This is a genomic window from Streptomyces sp. NPDC030143, from assembly GCF_055573695.1.
Genome location: NZ_JBVIAY010000046.1, coordinates 1 through 25,574, shown reverse-complemented (window position 1 = coordinate 25,574; position 25,574 = coordinate 1). Strand labels below are relative to the sequence as shown.

23 protein-coding genes and 5 pseudogenes are annotated in these 25,574 nt (G+C 69.3%); 14 read left to right on the top strand and 14 right to left on the bottom strand.

The window, feature by feature from the left end; translation table 11 throughout:
* The 3 genes and pseudogenes from ACZ4YY_RS36720 to ACZ4YY_RS36710 all read right to left on the bottom strand — a co-directional run.
* Positions 1 to 273 (bottom strand): annotated as a pseudogene (locus ACZ4YY_RS36720) (hypothetical protein); the annotation flags it as partial.
* 421 nt (positions 274 to 694) lie between these two features.
* The gene (locus ACZ4YY_RS36715; RefSeq protein ID WP_468299639.1) at positions 695 to 841 is read right to left on the bottom strand and encodes a hypothetical protein; all 147 of its coding nucleotides are present in this window, start codon (positions 839 to 841) and stop codon (positions 695 to 697) included.
* Positions 842 to 1,087: 246 nt separating this feature from the next.
* The gene (locus ACZ4YY_RS36710; RefSeq protein WP_468299637.1) at positions 1,088 to 1,219 is read right to left on the bottom strand and encodes a hypothetical protein; all 132 of its coding nucleotides are present in this window, start codon (positions 1,217 to 1,219) and stop codon (positions 1,088 to 1,090) included.
* A gap of 358 nt (positions 1,220 to 1,577) precedes the next feature.
* On the opposite strand from ACZ4YY_RS36710, the gene ACZ4YY_RS36705 reads away from it, so the two are divergent.
* Together ACZ4YY_RS36705 and ACZ4YY_RS36700 are read left to right on the top strand one after the other, a co-directional pair.
* Positions 1,578 to 2,732 carry a helix-turn-helix transcriptional regulator gene (locus ACZ4YY_RS36705; RefSeq protein WP_468299635.1) on the top strand — a complete coding sequence of 385 codons (1,155 nt, stop codon included), beginning with the start codon at positions 1,578 to 1,580 and terminating at the stop codon, positions 2,730 to 2,732.
* A 179-nt stretch (positions 2,733 to 2,911) separates the two neighbouring features.
* On the top strand, positions 2,912 to 3,889 hold the full coding sequence (locus tag ACZ4YY_RS36700; RefSeq protein ID WP_468299633.1) for an RICIN domain-containing protein: 978 nt from the start codon (positions 2,912 to 2,914) through the stop codon (positions 3,887 to 3,889).
* A 221-nt stretch (positions 3,890 to 4,110) separates the two neighbouring features.
* On the opposite strand, the pseudogene ACZ4YY_RS36695 reads toward ACZ4YY_RS36700, so the two are convergent.
* Together ACZ4YY_RS36695 and ACZ4YY_RS36690 are read right to left on the bottom strand one after the other, a co-directional pair.
* A pseudogene (locus ACZ4YY_RS36695) lies at positions 4,111 to 4,826 on the bottom strand (IS6 family transposase).
* A gap of 91 nt (positions 4,827 to 4,917) precedes the next feature.
* The gene (locus tag ACZ4YY_RS36690; RefSeq protein WP_468299631.1) at positions 4,918 to 5,307 is read right to left on the bottom strand and encodes a Dabb family protein; all 390 of its coding nucleotides are present in this window, start codon (positions 5,305 to 5,307) and stop codon (positions 4,918 to 4,920) included.
* Positions 5,308 to 5,388: 81 nt separating this feature from the next.
* Between ACZ4YY_RS36690 and ACZ4YY_RS36685 the strand changes: the two genes are divergently transcribed.
* Complete coding sequence (locus tag ACZ4YY_RS36685) at positions 5,389 to 6,015, top strand: TetR/AcrR family transcriptional regulator (protein ID WP_468299629.1); 627 nt, start codon at positions 5,389 to 5,391, stop codon at positions 6,013 to 6,015.
* 40 nt (positions 6,016 to 6,055) lie between these two features.
* Here ACZ4YY_RS36685 and ACZ4YY_RS36680 read toward each other — a convergent pair.
* Positions 6,056 to 6,456: pseudogene (locus tag ACZ4YY_RS36680) on the bottom strand (transposase); the annotation flags it as partial.
* 96 nt (positions 6,457 to 6,552) lie between these two features.
* Between ACZ4YY_RS36680 and ACZ4YY_RS36675 the strand changes: the two are divergent.
* Both ACZ4YY_RS36675 and ACZ4YY_RS36670 read left to right on the top strand, forming a co-directional pair.
* Complete coding sequence (locus ACZ4YY_RS36675; RefSeq protein ID WP_468299627.1) at positions 6,553 to 8,088, top strand: hypothetical protein; 1,536 nt, start codon at positions 6,553 to 6,555, stop codon at positions 8,086 to 8,088.
* A 968-nt stretch (positions 8,089 to 9,056) separates the two neighbouring features.
* The gene (locus tag ACZ4YY_RS36670; RefSeq protein ID WP_468299625.1) at positions 9,057 to 10,142 is read left to right on the top strand and encodes a protein kinase family protein; all 1,086 of its coding nucleotides are present in this window, start codon (positions 9,057 to 9,059) and stop codon (positions 10,140 to 10,142) included.
* A 7-nt stretch (positions 10,143 to 10,149) separates the two neighbouring features.
* Here the strand turns inward: ACZ4YY_RS36670 and ACZ4YY_RS36665 are convergent, their stop codons facing one another.
* Positions 10,150 to 10,569, bottom strand: a complete 420-nt coding sequence (locus tag ACZ4YY_RS36665) for a hypothetical protein (RefSeq protein WP_468299623.1) — start codon at positions 10,567 to 10,569, stop codon at positions 10,150 to 10,152.
* On the opposite strand from ACZ4YY_RS36665, the gene ACZ4YY_RS36660 reads away from it, so the two are divergent.
* From ACZ4YY_RS36660 to ACZ4YY_RS36645, 4 genes are all read left to right on the top strand, one after another.
* Positions 10,556 to 11,086: a LysR substrate-binding domain-containing protein gene (locus ACZ4YY_RS36660; RefSeq protein WP_468299621.1), complete on the top strand. Its 531-nt coding sequence runs from the start codon at positions 10,556 to 10,558 to the stop codon at positions 11,084 to 11,086. The two genes, ACZ4YY_RS36665 and ACZ4YY_RS36660, sit on opposite strands and share 14 nt — an antisense overlap.
* A gap of 513 nt (positions 11,087 to 11,599) precedes the next feature.
* Positions 11,600 to 12,511, top strand: a complete 912-nt coding sequence (locus ACZ4YY_RS36655; protein WP_468299619.1) for an aldo/keto reductase — start codon at positions 11,600 to 11,602, stop codon at positions 12,509 to 12,511.
* A gap of 213 nt (positions 12,512 to 12,724) precedes the next feature.
* Positions 12,725 to 15,991, top strand: coding sequence for a hypothetical protein (locus ACZ4YY_RS36650; protein ID WP_468299618.1), 3,267 nt, complete (start codon positions 12,725 to 12,727; stop codon positions 15,989 to 15,991).
* 339 nt (positions 15,992 to 16,330) lie between these two features.
* Entirely contained in the window at positions 16,331 to 16,615 is a 285-nt protein-coding gene (locus ACZ4YY_RS36645; protein WP_468299616.1) for an ANTAR domain-containing protein, read from the top strand.
* A 20-nt stretch (positions 16,616 to 16,635) separates the two neighbouring features.
* Here the strand turns inward: ACZ4YY_RS36645 and ACZ4YY_RS36640 are convergent, their stop codons facing one another.
* Positions 16,636 to 17,115 carry an ATP-binding protein gene (locus ACZ4YY_RS36640; protein WP_468299614.1) on the bottom strand — a complete coding sequence of 160 codons (480 nt, stop codon included), beginning with the start codon at positions 17,113 to 17,115 and terminating at the stop codon, positions 16,636 to 16,638.
* A 148-nt stretch (positions 17,116 to 17,263) separates the two neighbouring features.
* Between ACZ4YY_RS36640 and ACZ4YY_RS36635 the strand changes: the two genes are divergently transcribed.
* Positions 17,264 to 17,641, top strand: a complete 378-nt coding sequence (locus tag ACZ4YY_RS36635; RefSeq protein ID WP_468299612.1) for an STAS domain-containing protein — start codon at positions 17,264 to 17,266, stop codon at positions 17,639 to 17,641.
* A 38-nt stretch (positions 17,642 to 17,679) separates the two neighbouring features.
* On the opposite strand, the gene ACZ4YY_RS36630 is transcribed toward ACZ4YY_RS36635, so the two are convergent.
* The 5 genes and pseudogenes from ACZ4YY_RS36630 to ACZ4YY_RS36610 form a co-directional block, all read right to left on the bottom strand.
* Positions 17,680 to 17,868: a hypothetical protein gene (locus ACZ4YY_RS36630; RefSeq protein WP_468299610.1), complete on the bottom strand. Its 189-nt coding sequence runs from the start codon at positions 17,866 to 17,868 to the stop codon at positions 17,680 to 17,682.
* A 374-nt stretch (positions 17,869 to 18,242) separates the two neighbouring features.
* A complete protein-coding gene (locus ACZ4YY_RS36625; protein WP_468299641.1) occupies positions 18,243 to 18,590 on the bottom strand; it encodes a zinc-binding dehydrogenase in 348 nt (115 codons plus the stop codon).
* Between the two features lie 74 nt (positions 18,591 to 18,664).
* On the bottom strand, positions 18,665 to 18,949 hold the full coding sequence (locus ACZ4YY_RS36620) for a hypothetical protein (protein ID WP_468299643.1): 285 nt from the start codon (positions 18,947 to 18,949) through the stop codon (positions 18,665 to 18,667).
* A 120-nt stretch (positions 18,950 to 19,069) separates the two neighbouring features.
* Positions 19,070 to 19,744, bottom strand: a complete 675-nt coding sequence (locus ACZ4YY_RS36615; RefSeq protein WP_468299608.1) for a lytic polysaccharide monooxygenase auxiliary activity family 9 protein — start codon at positions 19,742 to 19,744, stop codon at positions 19,070 to 19,072.
* Positions 19,745 to 19,885: 141 nt separating this feature from the next.
* A pseudogene (locus tag ACZ4YY_RS36610) lies at positions 19,886 to 20,408 on the bottom strand (P-loop NTPase family protein).
* A gap of 956 nt (positions 20,409 to 21,364) precedes the next feature.
* On the opposite strand from ACZ4YY_RS36610, the gene ACZ4YY_RS36605 reads away from it, so the two are divergent.
* The 3 genes from ACZ4YY_RS36605 to ACZ4YY_RS36595 all read left to right on the top strand — a co-directional run bounded on the left by ACZ4YY_RS36605 (position 21,365) and on the right by ACZ4YY_RS36595 (position 23,991).
* On the top strand, positions 21,365 to 21,697 hold the full coding sequence (locus ACZ4YY_RS36605; RefSeq protein WP_468299607.1) for a MerR family transcriptional regulator: 333 nt from the start codon (positions 21,365 to 21,367) through the stop codon (positions 21,695 to 21,697).
* A gap of 60 nt (positions 21,698 to 21,757) precedes the next feature.
* Positions 21,758 to 22,555, top strand: a complete 798-nt coding sequence (trhA, locus tag ACZ4YY_RS36600) for a PAQR family membrane homeostasis protein TrhA (RefSeq protein ID WP_468299605.1) — start codon at positions 21,758 to 21,760, stop codon at positions 22,553 to 22,555.
* Positions 22,556 to 22,752: 197 nt separating this feature from the next.
* Positions 22,753 to 23,991 carry a PP2C family protein-serine/threonine phosphatase gene (locus ACZ4YY_RS36595; protein ID WP_468299603.1) on the top strand — a complete coding sequence of 413 codons (1,239 nt, stop codon included), beginning with the start codon at positions 22,753 to 22,755 and terminating at the stop codon, positions 23,989 to 23,991.
* A gap of 291 nt (positions 23,992 to 24,282) precedes the next feature.
* On the opposite strand, the gene ACZ4YY_RS36590 is transcribed toward ACZ4YY_RS36595, so the two are convergent.
* The gene (locus ACZ4YY_RS36590) at positions 24,283 to 24,606 is read right to left on the bottom strand and encodes a hypothetical protein (RefSeq protein ID WP_468299601.1); all 324 of its coding nucleotides are present in this window, start codon (positions 24,604 to 24,606) and stop codon (positions 24,283 to 24,285) included.
* Positions 24,607 to 24,990: 384 nt separating this feature from the next.
* Between ACZ4YY_RS36590 and ACZ4YY_RS36585 the strand changes: the two are divergent.
* Positions 24,991 to 25,574: pseudogene (locus ACZ4YY_RS36585) on the top strand (beta-xylosidase family glycoside hydrolase); the annotation flags it as partial.

Sequence of the window (25,574 nt, the reverse complement as noted above, 5' to 3'; positions counted from 1 at the left end):
GGGGTGGCCTTGGTTGTCGTTGTCGGACATCGAGCCGCTCCGTTCCGTGCCCACGAAGTCCAGCGGATGCCCGTCCGCCGCGAGCCTGTTCCACAGCGGACCGCGGTAGCCGTCGCCGTTGCTGCTGCCTATGCCATAGGTGATCGAGTCACCCAGCGGCATGACCCGCAAAGGGGTGTCGGTGGCGGCGGAGGCAGGGGCCACACCTGCCGCCGTCACTCCGAGCACGGCGGTGGCAAGCGTGACCAGCGGGAGAATCCAGGGCTTTCTCATACGGGCGTCCTCTTCTGCGGGTGATTCGCTGAGTCGACGGGGGTGATCGCCGTCCGTGTCAGCGGCTGTGCCGTACGGCCGTCCCGTCGGCGTCGGCGGCCGCCTGACGCACGGGCGGAACGGCATGGGCGGGGAGCCTCTCGCGCCGTGAGCCGAGCGGCTCGACTCGGACCGCTCACTGGCGCATGCGTATAGATACCACGCTGATCACTTTCCAGGACATCCCATGAATGTGAGAAAATTGGGAGCGTGAAGGCAGGAGCGGATTCTGTACCGTTTCGTCCTCCAGGCGCAACTGCCCTGACTGTTCGCCCCTTCGAACGTGCGGGATCGACCCCCGGGAACCTCCTATGTTTCTCTGCGCTGACGTTCGATCTCGCTGATCCGTGGATCTCGCAGATCCTGGCCGCGTCGATCGATGTCAGGCCATGTCCGAGCCCCGCAGCAGGAGCAGTGCCACAGCCATACCGGCCACCAGGATCGCCGCCCGGAACGGCCACCTGCTCCGGGCCCCGACGGGCAGCGCCGTACCCGACACGGCGACGATGCCGGCCGTCGCCGCCGTCACCCACTCCCTGACTTCGTCGCCCCGCTCGGCCCCGCGACGAGCACGCCCACGGCCGTCAGCATCACGAACGGGGCCAGCCACCGGCAGGCCGGACGGCCCAGCCGCTGCGGCCGCCCGCGCACCCCGGTCGCCAGGTCGTCGTCGATGTCCGGAAGGGAACTTCTTCTCGGGACGGGTGTCCCGCGCCGCCCACCAGCCGAGGCCGTGGCGGGCCTTCTCTCCTGGCAGCCGTCCATGTTCCTGCGCCTACTTGTAGGTGAGGCCTTCCAGGACGTCCTCGACCCGCTGGCGCCGGGTGGATGACCAGTCGATAGGTTCGGCGTCGACACCGGCTATCTCCATCACCGGACGCAGGCCCGGCGTCACCTCCCGGGGCACCGTCGCCAGCCACCCGCACCTTCCGCCCTGGAAGGAGAACGCGGAGACCGTTACCGTTTGAACAGATTGCTGTGACTCTCGCCTGTACCGACCATATAGCCGCTAATGCACCAGGTTGACGGCCCGTCGGGTGCTGCCCTTCGGATCCACTGGCCCGACGCCGTAAACCGCCATCACGCGCCACCCCACCGCGACGAAACGGCTCACCCAAAAGTGGGTAACGTGTAGCGAGACGGCGGTCGTTGGAGGAGACCGGCACCGACGTGCGCTCCCCCCCCCCCAAAAAAAAAGCCGTCACCGTCCGGCAGATGGCACATGACGCTGTTGACGCCCCGCCGCCGCGGCTACCCTGATACCCATGTCCAAGAGCGGGGGGCGCGTCGGGCGGGCCCTGAGGGCAACCGCCCACGCGGTGACGACCGCGCGGGACGTCGAGGAGTTCTTCGACGCGGTGATGACCGCGCTGGCCCCGCTGCTCCCGTCCGACGTCTGGGCCGGCGTCACCGTCGACCCGGCCACCCTGATGAACACCGGTGGCAACTACCGCAACGCCGTGCCCGAGCCCCTGATGCCGCGCATGCTGGACATCGAGTACCGCCAAGGCGACGTCAACCTGCTGCCGGACCTCGCGCGGCGCCCGCTACCAGTCGGCCTGCTCAGCCGCGAGGCCGGTGACCGGCTGGCGCACAGCCCCCGGTACCAGGACATCGTCCGTCCCCTGGGCTACCGCGACGAGTTACGGGTGGCACTGCGCGACCGGCACGGTGTGTGGGGCGCGCTGATCCTCGGCCGCGGACGTGACGCCGCGGCCTTCGACGACGCCGACCTGGCGGTCGCGGCGGCGCTCGCACAGCCCCTGGGGGAGGCGTTGCGCCGGCTCCACGTCACCGAGCGGGCGTGGCAGGCCTCCTCTCCCACCGCCCCGGGGCTCATCCTCCTCGATGCCGACTACCAGGTGGTGCACCAGAGCCCGACGGCCGGTCCGTGGCTCGACGAACTGCGGAACGCCGGCCGCGCCCCGCTCGGTGACCGGCGCACCGATCTGCCCCCCGCCCTGTGCGCCGTGGCCGCCGCCGTCCGCGCCCCGGCAGGCGGCGGATCGCTCACCTCCTGGGCACACACCCGCACGCTCGGCCCCGCCCGGCTGCACGCGTGGTCGCTGCGCGCGGACCACGGCCGGCCCAGTGCCGCCGCGGACGCGGACAGAACCGTCGTCGCCGTCGCCGTCGAGTCAGCCCGGCCGGAGGAACGCACCTCCTTCTTGTGCACCGCCTATGGGCTTACCCCCCGGGAACGCACGATCACCGAACTCGTGCTGCGGGGACACGCGACCGCGGAGATCAGCCGCCTCGCCCGGCTGTCGCCGCACACCGTCCAGGACCATCTCAAGGCGGTGTTCGACAAGACGGGCGTGCGCAGCCGCAGGGAACTGGTGACGACCCTGTTCGCCAGGCACTACGGGCCCGCCCTGGGACAGGACGCGGACGTTCCGACGGCTCGCCCGCAAGCCTGAACCGGGCGCAACGGCCCGACACCCCCACACTTCTGGGATGGCGGCGCCTCCCCCCGCTTTCTAGGTTGGCAGTCGGCTCCGGACACGCCACGGGGGATTCCGGAGTCCCGCGCGAGCGCCGTGCGGCCGTTGTCCGGCCGTAAGTCCGTCGCGCCCCCTGAGACGCGAGGATTCCATCCATGCATGTGAGCTCAACGGTTCGGGGCCTGGTGTCCCTGATCGCACTGCTCGTCGTCGTCCTGCCCGGGAACACAGCGGGTGCCGCCGCGGCCGGACCCGCGAGGGCCGGCACGGCACCGTCGGCCCTCGCCCAGGGAGATGGCCTGATCGCCCTCAAACTCAGTGGGCTCATGGCCGCGGACCTGGAGGAGGACTCCAACACCGGGGACGGTGACGAGGTGCGCGTCCTGGTCAACGGCCACCGGGTGTGGCCGGTGGACGACGGCGCCTTCGACATCCCCAAGTCCGGGACCTGCGTCAGGTTCGTCGAACCGTGGGTCGACCGCAACAGCTACTGCGGGCAGCCCTACGTCGCGAAGGGCGGCGGCTACGAGCAGTTGTTCTTCAAGGCCGGTGAGCAGGTCACCATCCGTATCGAGGAGGACGACTTCGCTGGCGACGACGACCTCGGCACCGCGACGGTCACCGCCGACGGTACGCGCCAGGTGTTCACCGCCGCCCGCAACGACGGGCGCTGGCCGGACACCGTCTCCTACAGCACCACCGCAGTACTGGAACCCGTGACCGGGCTCGGCGTGTGGAACCGCAACAGCGGCAAGTGCCTGGAGATCAGGGAGTCCGCCGACACCAACGGCGCCATCGCCCAGCAGTGGGGATGCGTCGGCCAGGACGGCGCCAAGTGGGTCTTCGAGCGCACCGGCATCGCGGGTGTGGTCCTCATCCGGCGGGCGGGCAACGGCAAGTGCCTGGAGATCGACAACTCCAAGGACGACAACGGCGCCCGCGCCCAGCAGTGGGACTGCAAGGGCCAGGACGGCACCTACTGGAGGATCATCGGAGTCGACTACGACGCCCTCAACATCGTCAACGAGAGCGGCAAGTGCCTGGAGGTGCAGAACTCCTCCCAGGACGACGGCGCCAGGATCCAGCAGTGGGAGTGTGTAGGACAGCCCGGCTCCGTCTGGCGCAGGCTGTGACGCCCCGCCTGCCCGGCCCCGGCCCGACCGACGCATGACACGACGGCGTGGCGTTCCCTCACCAGCGAACGCCACGCCGTCACCGCACGGCGGTCGGCCGCGCCGCGCCGGCCCTGGGGGGTCAACCGAACGCACCGCCCAGGTGGGCGCTGTCACGTTGTTGGGTGCGTACGTGTCTGATGGCATGTCGTGGCGTGGTGGAGCCCGGTTCCGGGCTGTGCTCAGGCCGCGGTGGCGAGGCCGGCGACGCCGGTGATCTGCTCCCGGATTGCGAAGCGGACGGTCATCTCGGCGCGGTAGTGGTGTGCGGGCGTCAGATGGCGGCGGGGCGGAAGTGGGGCGAGATACCGCTGAACGCGGAGAGGAACCGCCGTGCTCCGCCCACCGAGCGGAAGCCTTTCATCGCCCGTTCCCGCTGCCTGGTGGGCTGGTGGCTGTTCCCGCCCGGTTGTTCAGGTACCTCGACTGCCGGTGCTCGACGCAGGGCATGACCTCGCGGTAGGCGGCACCGTAGGAGCGGAGCTTGTCGGTGACGATCAACCGCGGCACCGCACCGGTCCTCTTCAATAGTCTGCGGAAGAAGCGTCTGGTCGCCGCCTTGTCCCGGCGGTTCTGCACGAGGATGTCCAGGACGTTGCCGTCCTGGTCGACGGCCCGCCACAGGTACCGCTGCACGCCGTTGATCCTGATGAAGATCTCGTCCAGGTGCCACATGTCACCAGGCCGGGGCTGCCGGCGGCGCAGCGCGCCTGCGTAGGTCTGCCCGAACTTGCCGCACCAGCGGCGCACCGTCTCGCAGGAGACGACGATCCCGCGCTCCAGCATGAGCTCCTCGACCTTCGGAACGACAGCGGGAAGCGGAAGTACAGCCACACACAGTGGGAGATCACCTCGACCGGGTACCGGTGGCCCTGTACGACGGCGACGCGCTCCCCACCGACGACCCCTCCCCGCCTGATCAACCAGAAGATCATCCCACCAGTCAGCCAACGTGACAGTGCCGTGCCGACTGTTGGCGCCGGGCGCCTTCAGGCCGCCAGCAGCGGGCCGAGTTCTGCGGCCCACTCCGGATAGAGCGCGACCTTCTCCTCATGCAGGGCGAGGATGTCCCGGGCCAGGGTGGGCGCCATGTCGTCGGACAGGTCCGGGCCGATAGCGATCCTGGCCAGGTAGGGCGTGATCTGCGGGTCGCCGGCCAGGTGAACCGGGTCGTGCATGTAGCGCCGCAGGGTCGGCAGGTCGGTGATGCCCACACAGTAGGCATGGGTGAAGCCGTCGGGATCACCGAGGCATTGGCCCACAGTCGAGAACGACACCGACTCGAGAGAGGCCGTGCCACGCAGCACCGCGAGTACGTGCTCCCGATCCTCCTCGGTCGCGGTTTCCTTGAACGTGAAGCGCAGCATGTGGACGATCACGCCTGTCCCACCCCTCCCTTGCGGACTGAACCAGCTGGTTCAGAAATTCGGTCTCATCGGTTCAGTCACTACACTGAACCCATGGGTTCAGAAGTGTCAACCGGGGGCGGGCGTCCCGCCCGTGGACGGATCGAGCGGCGGCAGGCGATCCTGGACGGTGCGTTCGCGGTATTCACGCGACACGGCTACGCCCAGGCGTGCGTGAAGGACATCGCGCAGGAGGCAGGCGTCGCCAAGCCGACCGTCTACAGTCACCTGAACGACAAGGAGAGCCTCTATCGCGAGGCCGTAGAGGCCGCTGCCGACCGGGTCGGCGCGCAGAGCCTCGCCGTCGTCGAGCAGCTGCGCGAGGCCGTCGCGGACAGCGACCCGCGCGCGTCACTCACGGCCGTGGCCCACGGCCTGCTCCAGGCGTTTGGCAGCGAAGACGCTCGCGCCGTGCGGCAATTGGCCTCTGCCCAGACTGCCCAATTCCCCGACCTGGCGGCGAGCGTACGCGAGCGCACAGCCCTGCGGGTACGTTCCGCCCTCGCTGACCGCCTGGCCCGCCTGGCTCTCGCCGACCGCCTGCGCCCGTGCGACCCGGAGCTCGCCGCCGAGCACTTCCTCTCTCTTCTCACCGGCCCGTTGGAGTACCGCCCCACCGCCGCCATGGACACCGTCGCTGACGCTGCGATTGACGTCTTCCTGCGCGCTTACGGAAAGTGACCCCCAACCTGTGCTCCGCCCATCAAAAGAGGCGCACCTTTCACTGGTCGAGGGCCAGGTTGTGCATACGTGCGATGCCGCTGGCAGCCCGGTAGCCGCCGTCGCCGCGGCGACGGCAGTTCCGAAGGATCTTCCGGTTCTTCATCCGGGCGAAGGCGTGCTTGATGCGGGCGCGCACCCGGCGGTGTGAAGCGTTGTGGTCGTCCTTCCAGCCTTCGAGCCGGTCCTGGCCGGCCTTGCGAGGTTGGGGAAGGCGCCGGTGCCCTGGTATCCGCCGTCAGTGAGGACGGTGGCCCTGCCGCAGGCTCTGTCGATGCCGGATTCGGTGAAGGCAGTGCAGTCGTTGCGGTTACCCGGCAGCGGGCGACCAACGGCCAGCACGAGGCGGGTGTCGGCATGCACCGGCACTTGTCGGTTCGCCGAGTAGCGGTAGTTCTTCGAGGAGGCCGACCGAAGCCTTCGGATGGAGCTGCCAGCGAGCGGCGTGGTCGCCACGTGGCCCGGTCCGGGCGCGCGACGGGGTGGCAGGATGACGCGGTGTCCGACTTTCTGCGTGAACTCTGGCTGCGCGGCGTCGCCTTCAATCCGGCGGCGCCCTCCGACGTACTGATACGCCTGATGGATCAAGCGGCCGGTGATCTCGGCCAGCTGATGTGTAAGGACCGCGACCTGCCCGACGCCGTCATCGACGCAGCCCTGCGCCACCCCGAGTGGCGGATCCGCGGCGCGCTCGCCCGCAACCAGTACGTAGATCCTTCGCGACTCGCCCCCTTGGCCACGGACCCGTCGGGACTCGTCCGCGCGCGGCTCGCAAACCCCCACCTCCGCCCCTGGCCCCGCTGGGTCCGACCGCTGCCGGACGACATCCTCGTCACCCTCCTGACTGCCCAGGACGGGGGCGAGGACGGCAAGGTCACCGCGAACGAGATCATCTGGGAGCTCGACTCGTCCCGGCAGATCCCGCTGTCCTTCTTCCGTTCCATGGCCGGCCGCGAGGACCCCGCACTCCGGATTTGGGCCACTTGGCGGTGGGAGTCGCTCACCCTGGCGCAGCGGGCGGGGCTGCTCGACGATCCGGACCCCGCGGTCCGTGAAGCGGCGCAGGACAGGAACTGGGAGCTGGACCCGGAACGGGTGGAGGCCGAGCTGCCGTCCATCCGTCCGAGCAGCAGGCCGTTCGTGCTCGGCAGGTGCGCTCTGTCGCCCGCGCTCGTCGAGCAGTGCTTCGCGGACGACACGGTGCACCCTCTGGCCCGGAACCCCCACACTCCGGCCGACGCCGTCGCCCGGCTCGCCCGGCATCCCGAGGCGAAGGTCCGCGAGATGGTCGCCGCCCGGCCCGACCTGGGACCGGACCTGGTGGCGGCGCTGAGGGAGGACCCGGACGAGGACGTGCGGATGCGCGCACGCCTCCACCCCTTCCCCCGCACCTGGGTCGAGTACGACGTGATCGACCGGGTCATCGGGCACGGTCCTGAATGCATCTGCCCGATCATCGAGCCGGACCCCGACCCGGCCACCGTGCCGTCGCCCGACTGGTTCGCCGCCTGCGCGGTGTCCGGGGAACCGGTGCTCCGCCGGGTTGCGGCGAGCTGGTCCGGCCTGCCCGAAGAACTCGTCGGGACACTCGCGCAGGACGACGACGAGGAGGTCCGGATCCGGCTGGCCTGCAACCACCCATTGGCTCCGCCACACCTCCTCCTGGACGTCTTCGTCACCCGCCCGGACCACCGTTCGGACCTGCTGACGCTGCCCGGCTTCCCGCGCACCGGCCGGACCCACCTCATCGGCCACCCGGATCCCGAGGTACGCGCCTTGGCCGCAGCCGATCCCACCCTGCCCGAACCACCGGTGGACGATGCCGACGAGGCGGTGTGTCGGGCCGCCGCCGCCAACCCGAGTCTGACACCGGAAGCCCTGGAGACGCTCCTCGCCGCCCCCCGCACCGCAGAAGGCGCCGCGGCCAACCCGTCCCTCCCCGTACCCCGTATGCACGCACTCCTCGACCGCTGCCTCAACGGAGCCGCCATCCCACCAACCGCGGCGGGACGCCGAGAGGCGACGCCCACGTAGCGATCACAGGCAGGGCAACCTCTGCCCGCCATCAGCCGACGCCGACACGCCAGACAGGCGTTTCCACACCTCATCAACATTGCGGGCACCAGCGACAAGCGGCTGCTCCTGCAACTCGTCTACAAACGCTCTCCGTTTCCACCTACGCAGCCAGCGGGCGAAGCGCCAGAATTCGACATGATGTGCCGGTGGACACGGGGAGGTACTTCGAGAAAAACCCGAGATAGCCGCTGCCCTGGTGGCGGCCATCGCCGTCATCGCCGACGTGATCGGTGCGAGGATACAGGCGAATGGCGGTAGGGCTCAGGCGGCAGCAGCTCGTGAGGCGGCGGAGATCGCGGCGGAGGCTCAGCGCGTGGCGGCGCTGTGGACCGTCCGTCAGAAGCAGGTCGCCGAGTTGATGCGGAGCGTCAACAGCTCGTATCAGAAGTGCAGCCGCCTATGGAACGTTGAAGACGAGGAGCTAGCGGATCAAACAGGTGAGACCTCCGAGGAGATGTCCTTGCTGTGGGCGGAGGTGCGTCTCATCGTCACGAAGGACGTCGCGAAGGCAGCGGGCGAGCCAACGCACGCTGCGACCAACTTTGCAGGGCCCCGTCCCCGCCTGTGTGGCTGGGACGGGGTTCGCGCTATGCGGCCAGCCGGTGGACGACCGGGGCCGTGGACTCCATGTAGGTGTCAGGACTGGGCTCGTAGCCCTTGTCGCAGGGGTCGCAGACGCCCTGGGTGCGCAGCGGTACTGGCGCAGAGCACTTGTTCTGCAGCTGCCGTATGCCTAGCGACCGCCGTGCTGGCGCGTTCGAGGTTGTGGCCCTGCCAGGGGGTGGCAGGCGAGTGCGGGCACTGAACCGTGAGAACCAGCGCCGTGCGTCGATTCCGCTGATCTCCACGTCGACCTGCACCTACAGTGCAGAGACAGCAGCTGGTGAAACTCTCGCGGACATGGCGGAAACGAGGTCGGCGTTTCGATGCAGGTAGCAGTCGAGCATCTCGACATGTCGGAAGAAGCGCGCTTGGCTGCCTACAGCGCTGTTTCCACTTCACTCGCCCTGCGAAGTGATCACCGGCTGGCCGAGCTGGTGGACACCGCCGTGCCACTCGGCTCCGGTATCGGCGGGAAGTCCGCGCTGCTGGAGGTCGACGGAAAGCCGGTCTTCGTGAAGCGGGTGCCGCTCACGGACATGGAGCGGTTGCCGGAGCACGTACGGTCCACGGCCAACCTGTTCGGGCTGCCCACCTACTGCCAGTACGGCGTCGGTGGGCCTAGTTTCGGTGCGTGGCGGGAGCTCGCTGTTCACACCATGACGACGAACTGGGTGCTCGGAGGGCAGTACCAGGGGTTTCCGGTGATGTACCACTGGCGCGTGCTGCCGGACAGAACCGCTCTTCCGGAAGAACTCGCGGACGTGGAGCGGGCCGTGGCCTATTGGGGAGGCCGACCCGAGGTACGCCGTCGTATCGAGGCCCTTCAGCAGTCCTCTGCGAGCCTCGTGCTGTTCCTGGAGTACATCTCTCAGACGCTCCACGAGTGGCTCACCGAGCAGGTGCAGGCTGGTGAAGAATCTGCCGACCGGGCTCTCTCCCTGGTGGAGCGCGAACTGGAGGCCGGCACGTCCTTCATGAACGCTCGCGGGCTCCTGCACTTCGACGCCCATTTTCAGAACATCCTGACCGACGGCCGACGCCTCTACTTCACGGACTATGGCCTCGCCCTCTCCTCCCGATTCGATCTGTCACCGTCCGAGACACAGTTCTTCGAACTGCACCGGACCTACGATCGCTGCTACACGGTCAGCTGGCTGGTGAACTGGCTGATCACTGCTCTATACGGATATGAGCGGAACGAACGCGTGGCGCTCATTCACGCATGTGCCGATGGGAAGAAGCCGCCGGGCGGATCGCCAGAGGCCAGGGCGATCCTCTCCCGCCATGCACCGCTCGCCGCAGTGCTGACGGACTTCTACCTCAAGATTCAGGAGGAGAGCAGGGAGAGCCCGTACCCCTTGGAGGCGCTTCACCGGGTCCTCGAAGCGGACAGGTCACGGAGTAGCTGAGCAGGCCTCAGGGGTCTTTGCGGCTGGCGATGTGGTCGGTCCGGTTGCGCTTGACGAAGTTCGCCCAGTCCGTTGCGTTGTCGATGCCGGTCCCGGTAAGGGCGGCGAGGATTGAGGCAGGTACGCCGGCTGCCAGTGCGAGACGGGCGGTGTTGCGGCCTGCAAGGCCGCCCAGTCCAAGGCGCCTGAGCTTCAGGTAGATGTACTGCGACTGGATCGGGCGGGCCGGGTTCAGACCGGCGAACAGCCATGGGGTAGTGCTGGCAGCACGGTTGGACTCCCAGGCGGCCTCGGCGTGCTGAAGGTGCTCCAGGACCAGTTGAGCCAGCCGCGGAGGCAGCTGCAGAACCCGGCAGGTCTCACACCGCACACCCGCAGGACCGCTCACCCTCTCGTGTGAGCCCGCACTCCTGATGCGGTGGCTCATTCCCCGATTCCCCGATCTGGCCGCGGACGTGCCGGACGTCGCCGTCCACCTGTCCGCAGGCGGCGGCCCTGTCTTCTTCGAGCGGGACAACATCGACCTCGCGATCCGCCGAGACGACTTCCCGTTCCCCGAAGAGGCGACGAGCCGGAACCGCTTGTTCGCAGAGCGGATCGGACCCGTCTGCCGGCCCGATCTCGCGACCCACCTGACCGGCGACGCCGGCGTATCGCAGGTAGCCCTTCTGCACACCGCCTCACGACCGCAGGCGTGGGACGACTGGCGGCGTATCACCGGCATGAAGGCAGAGCCCGTCTCCGAGCAGACCCTGGAGCACTTCTACCTGACCCTCCAGGCTGCCGCGGCGGGCGTCGGGGTCGCCATCGCCCCGTATGCCGTCGCCCGCGACGACCTGGAGCGAGGGCAACTCGTCGCACCCTTCGGTTTCGTCCCCGAGGCACCAGCTACCACCTCCTCAGCCGTCCATCACCCGAGCAGGACGGACGCGTCCGCCGGCTGACGGCATGGCTGCAGGCCAGCACGAGTCAGCTCGAAAACGATTCCGAACCAGTGTGACCGCTGGGCTTACGGACCTTCGTTGCTTGGCGTCCCGTCCGGCTGCGCAGTGAATACCGGATTCCTGCGGCGGTATCCCTACCGTGATCATGGCAACCAGCGACGGCCGATTCCGGGCGCCGGGGTGTGGTGTGGTGTGCCGCTCCCTGCGCCAGCAGTACCGCATGGTGCGGCCCATCGGCAGGTGCGGCGGAACACCGTGGGCCCTTCACACGCAACACGCGGTCGCGTGCACGCTCTGCACGCATCGGGTGCCGGTGATACCCCGTACCCGGGCTTCCGGAGCAGGTAGTGTGGGCTGTTGATCATGTGATTGGGTCCGCGCCGTCTTCCGTGCCGGCCACCGCGTGAACGACACACAGGACCACGAAACAGCGGCAGACCGATGAACACGAGGACCAGACCCTTCCCACCGACCGGACGGCCGCTCGGAGCCGTCGGCCTGGGCTGTGCCGGGATGAGCCCCTGGATGTACGCCCGCCCGCAGCCCGACGACCGAGCCTCAGCCGCGCTGCTGCACGCAGCCTTGGACCTCGGAGTCACATTCCTGGACACCGCGGGCGTCTACGGTGAAGGTCACAACGAGACGCTGATCGGCCAGACCCTGGCCCCCCGCCGCCGCGAGGCGTTCCTCGCGACCAAGGTCGGCTTGGTCGTGGACGACCTCGCGGCTATGGCACTGCACCGCGACGGCAGACCAGCACACCTGCGCAACGCGGTCGAGGCGAGCCTGCGCCGCCTGCGTACCGACACCGTGGATCTGTGCTACCTGCACCGCATCGATCCAGCCGTCCCCCTGGAGGACAGTTGGGGCGCCCTCGCCGAAATGGTGACAGAGGGCAAGATCGGCCACCTCGGCCTCTCGGACGTCAGCATCCAGGAGGCCGACCAGGCACATCGGATACACCCCGTCGCCGCCATCCAGTCCGAACTTTCCCTCTGGTCCCGGCGATCGCTCGGCACCCGGGCACACGAGGAAGACATCGTCGGCTGGTGCGCCCGCAACGGTGCCGTGTTCGTCCCCTTCGCGCCCCTGGGACGCGGATTCCTCACCGGCACCATCACCCCGGACACCCCCTTCCCGCCCAGTGACCTGCGCGCCCGCCACCCCCGCTTCACCTCTCCGGCCCGCGCCGCGAACCTGCAGATCGTCACCGTCCTGCGCACGGTCGCGGAGCGCCACGCCGCGACCCCGGCCCAGATCGCGCTCGCCTGGATCCTCGCCCAGGGCCGGCACGTCATCCCCATCCCCGGTACCACCCGCCCGACGTACCTGCGGGACAACATCCACGCGGCGGACCTGGAACTGACGTCCCAAGACCTCGCCGACCTCGACAACGCGCCCCCGGCGACCGAAGGCCACTCCTGACGACCGGCCGGCACGGCCCGCACACACGCCTGCACACCGGATCCAGAAGCTGGTCCGGACCAGGGCTGGTGGTGATCAGGTGCCCTGCGTCCGCAGACGACCGTCGCCGCTCCGCCCCGTAACGCACAGTGCGGTGCGGGAGACCCGTTCGGCGGCTTACCTGCGGAGAGCCCCGGCGGCCACGATGGCCGCATCGACGGAACGGGAGCGCGCATGGCCGGGGACTCGCAGCCGCCCACGCAGCAGGGTGGAAGGCGACTTGTGGCACCCGCGCTGGTCCTGCTGGCGCTCCTGTTCATCGTGCTGGGGCGCATCGACGCCGCACTCGGCCGGATTGAGACCCCGGGCTACCCTTCGGCGACCTGGGCCAGCCTGGTGACGCTGAATGCCGACTCGGGGCAGGTGCGCGCCGACGCGTACACCGCGTGGTGCGTGTGGTTCAACGCACTGCCGGACACCAGTGCGGCCGACGCCGGCCGGACACCCCAGACGGACCCCGGGCCCGGGCCCCGCGTGAAGCAGTGCGTGGCTGCCTTCGCGGACAGTCCCCGGCAGTCCGACGCTCCTCAGGCGGGCGGGCCGCAGGCGGGGCAGCTCATCCGCTGGTATGTGAGACTCGACTTGGTCATGGTCGCGCTCTACCTCGCGCTGTTCTACTGGGCTGTGGCCGCGCTCCGTGCGCGGATCTGCCCGAAACCCCCGGGTCCCGAGCCCGGGGACCCTGCGACAGCGATGCTGTGCCGGGCGACCAGGCCGGCCCACGTCCGCGTCCTGATCGTCGTCCTGGGCGTGGTCGAGGTCATCGAGGGCATCGGCCAGTACCGGCTGGCCCGTACCGGCCAGGAGACGGGGACCGTCAGCTTCCTCTACCAGCTGGTGGGCTGGGCCGCCCTCGCCAAGTGGGTCCTCGTGGGGCTGGCCCTGTTCGTCCTCATCGTGCTGGCCGTGCACACCCGCGTGGGCCAGGGCGCTCCCTGGCGGGAACTTGCCGGACTGCGGCTGCAACTCGGCGTCTCGGCCCTGCTGCTGATCCTCGCTGGCGGAGTGGGGGTTGACCAGGCGCCCGATGCCCTGCTCGGCCTGCTCGATCACCCGGGCCCCTTCATCGCCACACCGGTCGCCGTCTTCCTGCTGGCGCTGCTCATGTGGCGCAGCGTGTACCGCGCCGCCGTCTCCGAGGAGGACATGCAGGGCCCGGTCCCCCAGTGGCTGGTGCTGCTGGCAGCCGTTCTCGGCGGGGGGCTCAGCTTCGTCCCGGACCTGCGCAATCTGCGAGCCCTGGCCGCCGTTCTCGGCTGCGTGTTCGTCCTGTCCTGGATCGGCGGGGCACGCGTCCGCAAGAGGGCGGACAGCGATCCCGAAGTGGAGGCGGCCAAGACGAGAACGAGCCTGCGCGCCGCCGAGATGAGCACGACCAGGACCACGACCGCAGCCTCAGCCCGGGGCGGCACCCCGGCATCCACCACGACCATGCTCCTGCTGACCGACGTGCAGCTGGCCCTCGCGCGCGGGCTCGCCGCGCTGCCGCTGCTGGTGCTCGGCGTGTTCGCGGTCCGTTCGGCCGTCGCTCCCGCCATCGTCGGACCGCGACCCGGGACCGCCGTCGCCCTCGTCGTCCTCGGGCTGCTGGCTGCCGTGGTCGGGCTCCTGCTCCCGTACGTGCTGAAATGGGTCGAAGATTGGTACGGCTGGGCGAAGCCACCCGACACGGGGAACTACAGGCACGTGCCGTACTACGTCCTTGCCGGTCTGTTCGTCGCGTTCGCAGTCGCCTGCGTCGCCACCGTCTGGGCGGACGTGACCTGGAACGTACCGGCCGGGGTGGGGCCCCTGGCCGTGCTGGCCGGGGTCCTCGGTCTGGTGCTCTTGGTCTTGAACGAGATGCAGCGCTGGTCCGAACGCGCCACGCCGGTCCCGGGATTCCGGCTCCTGAAGCTGGAGCGCACGCCCGTCTTCGTGCTGTTGCTGGTCTGGTTCGTGGTGGCCTCGGTCATGGACACGGAAGGCAACAACGCCGTACGTGTCCGGAACGAGGCCGACGCGCCGCAGCCGGCCGACGCAGTGGACCTGGAAGCCGCCTTCCAGAGCTGGGCCGTCGCCAACTGCGCGAGCGTGCCGGACGGCCCCGGAACGCAGGGCTCCCCGAGTACGAGCGAGCCCGTGCCCCTGGTGATCGTGGCCGCTTCGGGCGGCGGGATCCGGGCCGCGTACTGGACGGCGTCCGTTCTCGACTGGCTCTTCCCGCCGGGTCCCGTCACCCCGCCCGCCGGCTCCTCCTGTACGCCGGCGGACGGACGGGCCCCCGTCTTCGCGGTCAGCGGCGTCTCCGGCGGCAGCCTCGGTGCGATGTCCTGGATCTCGCGTACCGAGGCCGACGCGCCGGACGCACCGGCCCACCGGGAGGTCTTCGGGCAGGACCACCTTTCCGAGGCGGTGGCCTGGCTGGCGTTCGTCGACCTGCCCCGGGTGTTCTTCGGGTTCGACATCCGGGACCGGGCGGCCGTACTGGAAATGTCCTGGGAACGTCGGCAGGAGGAGCTGGCGGAGGCCTTCTACGCGACCTGGCAGACGTTTCCGACGAACACCGGGACCCCCTGGAAGCCGCTGGCGATCCTCAACGGCAGTGCGACGGAGAGTGGGTGTCGGGTGCTGACGTCCCCCGTCAGGCTCGGCGCCTACGACCTTCCCGTCGGGGCGACCTCCTGCACGCAACGCCCCGAGGCACTGCGCCGGCAGAAGAGCTCCCCGAGTGAAGAGCCCGGGCTGGGTGGACCGGCACTCATCGACCTGCGCGCCGGATTCCTGTGCGAGAGCGACGACGTCAACCGGTCGACCGCCGCGTTGCTTTCCGCGCGCTTCCCCTTCATCAGCCCGTCGGGGCGGCTGACCGGTCACAGGTGCGGCCACGATGAGGCCGCGCTGTCCGTGATCGACGGGGGCTACGTCGACGCCACCGGCAGCCTAACCGCCATCGACCTGCACGCGCAGCTCGGCCGTTTGATCGCCTGCCACAACCAGAGCGTTGCCGGTGGAACCGGCACTGGCACCACAGCGGGCAGCGCCGGCGCACAGAACTGCAAGCCCGGCTCCGGCACCGTGAAGCGGCCGGTGAGAGCAGTTCTCGTCCAGATCGACAACGGCTACACCAGCGTGGCATCGGTACCCGATCCGGGCCGCCCCCGGGAGCTCCTGGTGCCGCTGAAGGGCAAGCTCGCCGCAGTGGGGTCGGCCGAGGCAAGCGTGCGCCAGCGGGCTCTGGAGGCGTTCGGCTGCGCCGGCTACCTCACGCTCGCCAACGTACGCGGCCCCGGTGTCCAAGCACCCCTGGGCTGGGTGCTGTCACGCAGCGCACAACAGGAACTAGACGACCAGTTGGTGAGGCTCAAGGGCACAGGCGTGGAAGGGGGACCGGTCAGTGCGTCTCCACTGGCCACCAGGCTTGCCACAGCCCGGACAGAGTGCCTGCACGCGGGACTGTAGGGGCCTGATGGCCGGGACAATCGTTAGGTGCGACCGTTGGCCGGCATGGCATGGCATGGCGTGGTCGGCGGCGTCGACCCCCACACGCCGGGGAGTGGTCCGCTCCCGACGTGGTGACTCGTCCCCAGTGGGGTTGGGAAGCAAGCCCCCGTGGGCGTCCTCCGGAAAGCTACTGCCGGGGGACTCACGCGTAGTGACGCGCTGGAATCGGATGGATGCTGACAGGGAACCGGGGCAGGCGTGTGAGAGTGCCCCTGTCCGCTGTCTTTCCCGGTGATTGCCTTGGCCTCATCCGTCCATCCCCGTCCGCAGTCCACATCGGCGTCGGCCGATGAGCTGATGGAAGAGCTGGAACGGTTGCGAGCGGAGAACCGGCAGCTGCGGCAGGCCCTCACCTCGCACGCCGTCGTCGACCAGGCCATCGGCGTGCTGACCGTCCTGGGACAGATACCCCCGCGCGAGGGCTTCACGGTGCTGCGGGAGGTCTCCCAGCACACCAACACCAAACTGACTCAGGTCGCTGAACAGGTCCTCAAACTCGGTCAGGGCGCGGCGCTGCCCGGTGTCCTTCTCGGGGAACTGCACGCAGCGCTGGCCCGCCAGGCCGCCTCACGCCCTGTCTGACTGGGGGCGGCCTGCGTCCTCTACAGGGGCCGGCGTCCGGCGATGGCGCCGCCGGGGTCGTCCAGGAGGGCGATGCGGGCGGTGATGCGCTTGCCGACCGGCTCCCGCTGCGCTTCGAAGCCCTGGGCGACGGCCATGACGATCTCCAGACCGTGCTGGCCCACCCGACCTGCGTCGGCGGCCCTCGCCGCTGGCAGCACCGGATCGCAGTCCCACACCACCACCTCGACCGCGTCGCCGACGATGCGCAGGTCCATCAGCACCGGGCCCGGCGCGTACTTGCGGGCGTTGGTGACCAGTTCGCTCACCACCAGCTGGGTGAGGTCCACGGCACGCTGCGAGACCGGCAGGCCGTACTCGGCCTGCACGCGGGTGAGGAAGCCGGCGGCGAGGTGGCGGGCGCGGGCGATGGACGTGCCGTCGCCTTCCAGGGCCACCGTGGTCTGTATGGCCTGCTCATCCGGTACCGCGCTGTCCTCACCCACCGGGGCTGGTTCCATCCCGGCTCGCTTCTCCTAACCCGTTCACGCCCCCGCGTGTACCCGCGCATGCGTGGTACACGCTTTACGCCCTCGATACGAAGGCATTACCCGGGCTGTGCAGGGCAGCACTGCTGGGCGAAGCTCCTGGTGTGCCAGTATCACCGGCATGGCTGAGGAAAAGACGGCAGACACCGGACAAGCTGAGCAGCCGGGTCAGCTGTCGGTCGTCTCCACCGCCACCGACGGCATCCGCGTGCTGACCCTGGCAGGGGAGATCGACCATGACACCGGCCAGGCGCTCCGCCAGGCCCTGGACGCCTCCGGCGCTCCCCGCCCCCGCATCGTGGTCGATCTGAGCCGGGTCACCTTCATGGACTCCACCGGCATCAACATCTTCGTCGCCGCCCACCGCACCCTCACCGAGGCCGGCGGCTGGATACGTCTGGCCGCACCCGGCGAAGCCGTGATGCGCACCCTGCAGATCGTCGGCGTCGACGCAGTGATCGACTGCCGTGAAACCCTCCGCCAAGCACTCAGCGACTGACCGATCCCCGCGTACCGGGTATGCGCTGGCCGATCGGCTCAGTGCTGAGGATGGTCGCGTTTGGACAGGTAGAGGGGGCTGAGGTGGCGCCAGTAGCCGTGCACGAGGTCTTCGGCCTCCTGCACCGCCCGCTGAGCGCACGGCGTGTCCGTCGGCAGGCACTGCTCGGCCTGAGCCGCGGTGGAGCCCGTGCGCCGGACCTCCCTCAGCGCCGTCCAGCGGGACACCACAGCAGTACGCGGCCTGCTCCTTCGGCCCGTCAGGCACCAGCGCGCGAACAGTATCGCGGCCACCACCGACAATGCGCTGGCGGCATAGACCTCATGACCGGCCACTGGCTCCTCCTGCCGGACACCCGTACGGACCGTGCCGGGTTCATGTGCCCCGGTATCGCACCGTCAACGTCACCACTGGGCCAAGAAACCCTCACATGCCATCCCCGAGGTCGGTGATCCCAGCACGCCGAGTCGCGACTCGACGGTTGCGGCGTTGAATGGGTCTTACATGGAACTCACCTTTCGGTAGAAGCATGAGCTGACCTGTGCTGGTCGGTCAGCGGGACGTGCGGCGCGGGCCGGGCGAGGCCGGAGTCATTCGGGGATCAGTACGAGCTTCCTCGGGTCCCCTGTTCCAGCACTTGGCGGTGGACTGCGGCGGCCTCGCGCAGGGGCAGCGTGTCGCCGACGACCGGGACCAGGGCGTCTTCGTGCAGGCGGGCCGCCACCCCGGTGAGGGCGTCGGTCGTTCCCGCCGGGGGGCGTTCCACAGGGCGAGGCCGAGGATCGCGGCCTCCTTCACCATGGCGAGTCTCGGGCTGAAGTCCAGGCTGGCTGCCGACGATCACCACGCGGCCTGCGGTGGCCAGGAAGGTCAGGTCCTTTTCCAGGTTCAGGTGCGCTGCCATCTCGATGATCATCGAGGGGCCTCGGCCGTCGGGGAGCCGCGTCAGTTCGTCCAGGTATCCGGCCGATCCGTGGTCGAGGACGTGCGCGGCCCCGGCGGCGCGGACCAGGTCGGCTCCTGTCAGGTGCTCGCGCTGCCGATGACGACGGCTCCGGCGGCGCGGGCGAGCTGGGTGGCGTGAAGGCCGACGCCGCCGCTCGCGCCGTGGATGAAGACGGTTTCGCCCGGCTGCAGCCGGGCTCGCTGGAACAGGGCACGGCAGGCCGTCACGCAGGGGACGCCGACCGCCGCCCCTTGGGCGAAGGACAGGCTGGACGGCAGGGGGTGAACCGCGGTGGCGTCGGCGACGGCCAGTTCGGCGTAGGTGCCGGTGCACCCGTGTGTGCCCAGCGCTGCCACGAACACCCGGTGCCCCGTCGGGGCAGGGTGACCAAATGGGGCCCCTGCCCCGACGGGGCTCGGTCGGCCGGGCGGCGGGTTACCGGCGCCCGGCAGAGGCCGGTGCCGTGTGCGGTGCTTTGCGGCTCAGCCGAAGTTCACGTCGCTGCACCACATGTAGGCCTGGTCGAGGTGCGAGGCCTGCCAGATCACGAACAGGATGTGGTGTCCGGTGTAGCCGGAGGTCTGGACGGGGAAGGTGATGTTCTGTGCCGGGGCGAAGCGGCCGGTCTGCGTGATGAAGTCGAGGTTGCTCCAGCCCAGGGTCTGGGTCTTGGGGTTGAAGCCCTGCTTGCTCACGTAGACCTTGAAGTAGTCGGCACCGTGGGACGCCTGGTCGTACAGGTGGACCGAGAAGTTGTTGCCGATGGTGGTGGTCTTCCACGGTCCGGGCTTGTCCAGGCTGGCGTTCCTCGAGAGGTTGTTGCTGCAGAGTGTCCCGTCGGGGGTCCGTGCCTGGAACTGGCCTCCGAGGCCGTCGCGAAGCGCGCTCATCCAGTTCCACATGGTGTCGGGGTTGGCCTGGAAGGCCTGCCAACACATGGGGTCTTGGGTCTGCATGGCCGGGTTCGTGTGGTTGTTGCCCCACGTCTTCCAGCACTGATACGCGCGGGTGGCGGGGCCGACGACGGTGCCGTGAGCCTGGGCGGGGGTCGACCAGGCGAGGGCGCCGACGGCTACGGCGAACAGCATGACGAGCGCCTGGAGAGGACGGCGAACGGACGCCCGCGAACGCCCGGTTAACGGACTCTTTTTGCGCATGTGGGGGGACTCCTTCCAGTTGCAGGGCTGTTATGGGAGCGCTCCCAAAATTAGGTCTTCTGAGTGAGATGTCAATGAAACAGACGGAGTTGATTACAGGGGTGGGTGGCGAGCAGGGAATCTGTCGCGACGGCGCCCCGGTCAGCGGTCCACGGCGGGCAGGTGGACCAGGCCGGTTTCGGGCATGATGCGGTTGACGGTCTCGTGCAAGGCACTGTCGGCGCCGATGACGGTCTCGATGCCGCGGGGCAGCAGATCGCGCTCCTGGTACCAGTCGCGCGGTTGCTTTCGTTGACGTCGTCGGCGATCGGCTTGGTGGCGTGCCGGGCGAGGGTTTCGCCGAACGGCACCCAGGTTGGGTCGGGCCGCGGTGGTCGGCGCGCAGCTGGGCGAGCATGTCGCCATAACGGTCGGCGTACAGGATGCCTTCGACCACGACGCGGAATCCGGCGTCCAGGGCGTAGCGGGCCGTCAGATCGACCAGGTCGATGTTCGCCGCTCCCGGCCGGTCGCGCTCGCGGAGCACGATGCGGCGGAGGTTGTCCCGGCCGACCAGAGCCAGGCCTCGGCCGAACCGCTCGCTCAGGCCGGCCGCGAAGGACGTCTTCCCCGATGCGCTGTTGCCGCGCAGGACGACCAGCCGGGTTTCTTCATTGCCCACCATCACGGCGGTCACGTTATCGACGGCCGGTGACAGCGCCAGGGGCGTTCCGGGGTGGGGCCTACTTTGACGCCCGGACGAGTGACTAGCTCCAGCTCTCGCGCTGAGCTACCCCCGCGGGCGCGGGGGTAGCTCTCCGCGCCCGTTGCCGAGCGGTACGACGGGGCGGTCGTCCCCGCAGGCCCCCGCGCCTGCGGGGACGGCAGCCCAGGCCGTGTCTCCTCGTCGGGCACGCAGAAAATCTGTGTCGGCTGGAGTAGACATTGGGCGGTGGTGTGGTTATGGTTTCTCTCGTAACCCAGAGAGACAGCAGGGCCTGGCAGAAACGAACTGTCAGGCAGCAGTACGTAGTTGCAGTGTGCAGGACGGTGCGGTGGTGGAGTTCCGGAGCCAGGGTTGTAGGACGGTGACGGGACTGACGACCGGACCGGGTGGCCCGCAGTGATCAGGGGCCGCCGCGAGCAGTACCGCAGTGGCAGTACCCGCACATGCAGTTCGCGGTACCCAGCAGTGCAGTCAGTGAGCGGTACCTCGGTGAAGGCGTCGGCTGCGGACGCGCGCACCGGGAGGTTCGGCAGTGGGGTTCTAAGCCAGAGCAGATGCAGGACGGGCGACGGGGCTGGCTGCCGAAAGAGTGGCGCTGTGACAGGCCGCGGAGCAGGTCGCATCACCAGCAGTACTACGCAGTAGAGCAGTACCAGCACTGAGGGAATGAACGGAGGAATTGGGCGCCATCAGGATCGCCCGGACGGCTTGTTGAGTCCGGGTACCGCAGGACATCGATAGTGAGGTGGTCTCCGGTCGAGCAACCGCGATCCCAGCATCCCCGGCAGCATTCCGGTCGGGCGTGCGCAGACAGAAGGCCGGCGCAGTAGTAGGGCCGGCAGATGGTGTAGCAGTTCCTTCGGGCCCTGGCGCCGTACGGCGTCAGGGCCCTCCACGCGTTCCAGAGAGGTCAGATGACAGCAGACGACACCTTCAGCCGACTCGACGACGACGACTACCCCGCCTACACCATGGGCCGGGCCGCCGAGATGCTCGGCACCACGCAGGGCTTCCTGCGCGCCATCGGCGAACACCGCCTCATCACCCCGCTGCGCTCCGCAGGCGGACACCGCCGCTACTCCCGCTACCAGCTGCGCATCGCCGCCCGCGCCCGGGAACTCGTCGACCAGGGGACCCCCATCGAGGCCGCGTGCCGCATCATCGTCCTCGAGGACCAGCTCGAGGAAGCCCAGCGCATCAACGCCGAACACCGCCGCAATGCAGCCCTGCACACAGCCGCCACCTGATACGCGGTCCGCGATGCCGCGCCCGAGCGCACACTTCCGCCCTTTCAAGAATATGAGCGCATGATCGCCGAAGGCACCGAGCCGCCGTCCCACGGACGGGAGCCCCAGTCCGGCCCGGGCAACCCGCCGGGCACCCTGCGTATCCCGGCGATGGATGCGTCCCCCGGCGCAACAGGCCGGCTGACTGCCGCCCCCGGCCCGGAAGGCGGGGTGGAGCGGGCGGCGGCTGCGCTGAAGCCGAGGATGCGCGGCTGGCTGCACGCCGGCGTGTTCCCCCTGGCGCTGGTCGGCGGCATCGTTCTGATCGCCGTTTCGCGTACGGGCGCGGCGGTGGCGGCCTGCGCGGTGTACGCGGTGTCGGCCTGCCTGCTGTTCGGTACCAGCGCGGTCTACCATCGTGGAACGTGGGGCTCGCGCGGGGAGGCGGTTCTGCGGCGGCTGGACCACGCGAACATCTTCCTGATCATCGCGGGCACCTACACACCGCTGGCGGTACTGCTGCTGCCCGAAGACCGGCAGAGGGTGCTGCTGACAGTGGTGTGGGCGGGTGCGCTGGCCGGGATCGCCTTCCGCGTCCTGTGGATCGGGGCTCCCCGCTGGCTGTACACGCCGTGTTACATCGCGTTGGGCTGGGTGGCCGTCTTCAATCTGCCCGACTTCGCGCGCACCGGCGGTGCCGGCGTCGTCGTCCTCGTCATCGCCGGCGGTCTGCTCTACACCGGGGGCGCCGTCGTCTACGGACTCAGGCGACCCGACCCGTCACCGGCCTGGTTCGGCTTCCACGAGGTCTTTCACGCCCTGACCATCGCCGCCTTCACCGCGCACTACACGGCCATCCTCCTCGCAGTCACCCAGTAACGGTGTTTGAGGGGCAGAAGTCGGGCCCGGTGGTGCAATGTGACCTGTCCGGGTACCGGGATCCGTAGTGGTCTTCCGCGTATTTCTGGGCGAAGTCCTGAGCGTCGAGCAATGGAGGAGTCGCTGTGACTGTAGGAGGGCCGGATGGAGGGCGGGCCTCTCGACTTCCCCGGGGCGAAAGTGGCCGGGGCAGGGCGATGACGTTGGCGGGGACGTTGGAGGCGGCGGAGGCCGCGGCGCCGGTGGAGTCGCTCGATGTGGTCGCGCGCACGCTCCAGGAGCGCCTCGGGGCGATGTCGGTGTCGTTCCTGATCACCGACTTCACCGGCAGTTCGGTCGTACGGCTGGGGGCGGCGGGCAGCGTCGACACCGACGAACCCGCCCGGCGCATCACGCTGCGGGGCACCCTGTACGACGATGTGATCCGTACCCAGCGGCCGGGCGTGGAGGACGAGGGCGACGGCGGTCTGGTGCGGATCGTGGCCCCGGTGACCAACCGCGGGGACGCCATAGGACTCCTCGAACTGTTCCTGCCGGCGGCGCCCGACGCGGAAGTGATGCGGGAGATCGGCGAGACCGCGCACGCGCTGGCGTACATCGTCATCGCCAACCGGTCCTTCACCGACATGTACCAGTGGGGACGCCGGACCAAGCCCCTGAGTCTGGCCGCGGAGATCCAGCACCGGCTGCTCCCGTCGTCGCTGGCGTGCGAGGCGGCGCAGTTCGCGGTGGCCGGGGCGCTGGAGCCGGCCGACCACGTCGGGGGTGACACCTTCGACTACGCGATCGACCGGGACACCGTCCAGCTCTCCGTCACCGATGCCATGGGGCACGATGTCGAGGCCGCGCTGCTGGCCACCCTTGCGGTGGGCGCCCTGCGCCGGGCACGGCGGGCCGGTGCCGATCTCGCCGAACAGGCCCGCCAGGCCGACCAGGCCATGCGCGAGCACGGCCACGGAGGCTACGTCACCGGCCAGCTCCTGCGTATCAGCCTGATCGACGGCAGAGCCGAGTTCGTCAACGCCGGACACCCCTGGCCGCTGCGGATGCGGGACGGCCAGGTGCGGGAGATCACTCCGACTGTCGACATGCCGTTCGGCTTCGACGCCCCTCACAGCTACCAGGTCCAGTCGCTGGACCTGCGGCCGGGCGACCGGCTGGTGATGCTGACCGACGGCATGCTGGAGCACAACGCAGACAGCCTCAACCTGTCCGACCTGATCGTGCGCACCCGCGATCTGCATCCCCGCGAGGCCGCCCGCACCCTCATCGCGGCGATCGTCGACGCCAACGACGGCCACCTGCAGGACGACGCGACCGTCATGTGCCTGGACTGGCACGGCACCAACCACCTCCAGCGGGACGCCGCCACCGGCGCCGACCTCACCGACGCCTCACAAGCGTCACGGACGGGACGGACCACTCCCGGGCAGTGACCCTGGCGTTTGGTGGCGACCCGGCCAAGCAGCGGGAGGCCCTTGCTGCGCAACGTCGCCGTCGGAAGGTCGGGATGTCGGCGGGGGAGAGGTCGGGGCGGGCACGGTGCCAGCGCGCGGGATGCCGCCACCGGCCGGAGGCGTCACGGGCGACGTCGACGCCGACTTCCACCACCAGCTCGGGTTCCACCAGTGTGACGACCAGTTTTTCCTGGCTGCTCCACTCGGCGGAGAATGACCAGCCTGGTTCGGCACCCACCGCCGGCCGAGGCAGTGGTCCGGTGACGGCGTTCATCGTCCGACCTGGGCAAACGCCCCCACTCCTACCCCCGAGGCACCCCCCGAAGACCTCCGAACCATCAGCTCCCCCCGAACCGTGGCGATCCCCTCGGGCGGCGGTTCCTCGCGCCCCATGGCGATCCGCTCCGCCTCGGTCCCGGTCACGGCGGTGGTCTCGGCAGCCGAGGCTGCCAGGGACTCGACCAGCTCTTCCCGCGCGATCACCCGCCGGTCCAGCTCGATCTCGGCGGCCTCCAACACCCCAGCCAACCGGGTGACTTCTTCCCGCAGCCCTTCCACCCGAACCCGGGCCGCTGCCTCTCGCCCCTCCAGCATTCCTCACCCCGGGCGAATCCATTCCTTACCAGAAGAACTGAGCGATCACGTTCCATTGAGATGAGGCTTCTAGGAATCTTGTGCTGTCCCTCCCTCAACTCCTAGAATCCGCGACGTTCGAAGGTTCGGTTCATGTCCGCAGTATCGAACATGACCCGGCCGAAGCGGCTTGTGCATGGTGTACATGCCGGGCATGACAGCACCCGCATCATCCGTCCCATTAAGACTCTCCCCCACACGCCGAATGCCGGACTTGGAAGGGTGCACCTGGCATTAGTGCGGCAAGCCCCGATCGCCTCCTGGAGCTTCGTGTGACGTCACCCGCACAATGCTCACGCCCGCGCCTGTGCCGCGCGGCCGTGCTCGTCCTGTCGGGCCTGGCGCGGCCGGCCCGTCGTCCAACTCGTAGGCGGTGCCTGGGACACGCCGTATCCCAGGCACCGCCTGCCGCCCCCACCCCGCCAGGTCACCCCACTGACCGGCGTCGGCACCTTCGATGGAACGACCGTGAAACCGAAGTGGGAATGGAACCACAATTCGGACAACGGCAAGTGGTCCGTCGACAACGGCCTGACCCTGCGCACCGCGACGATCGCCAACGACCTGTACTGGGCCCGCAATACCCTCACCGACCGGATTCAGGGACCCACCTCCACCGCGACCACCCAGCTGGACTACGCGACGATGCGCGACGGCGACCGGGCCGGACTCGCCCTGCTGCGCGACCTCTCCGCGTGGACCGGCATCGAACGAGACGGCGGCACACCACGCTAGTGATGGTCAACGGCTTGGCCACGGACAGCAATTGGAACACCACCGGCACCGAAGTCGCGAGCGCCAACGTCACGGGCGGTCGCATCTGGCTGCGCGCGCTCCGCCCCGGCGCCTCCCGTCCGGGAACCTTCTCCACAGCACCGACGGCACCGACTTCACCCGCTTGGGGTCCGGGTTCACCATGGGCGACACCT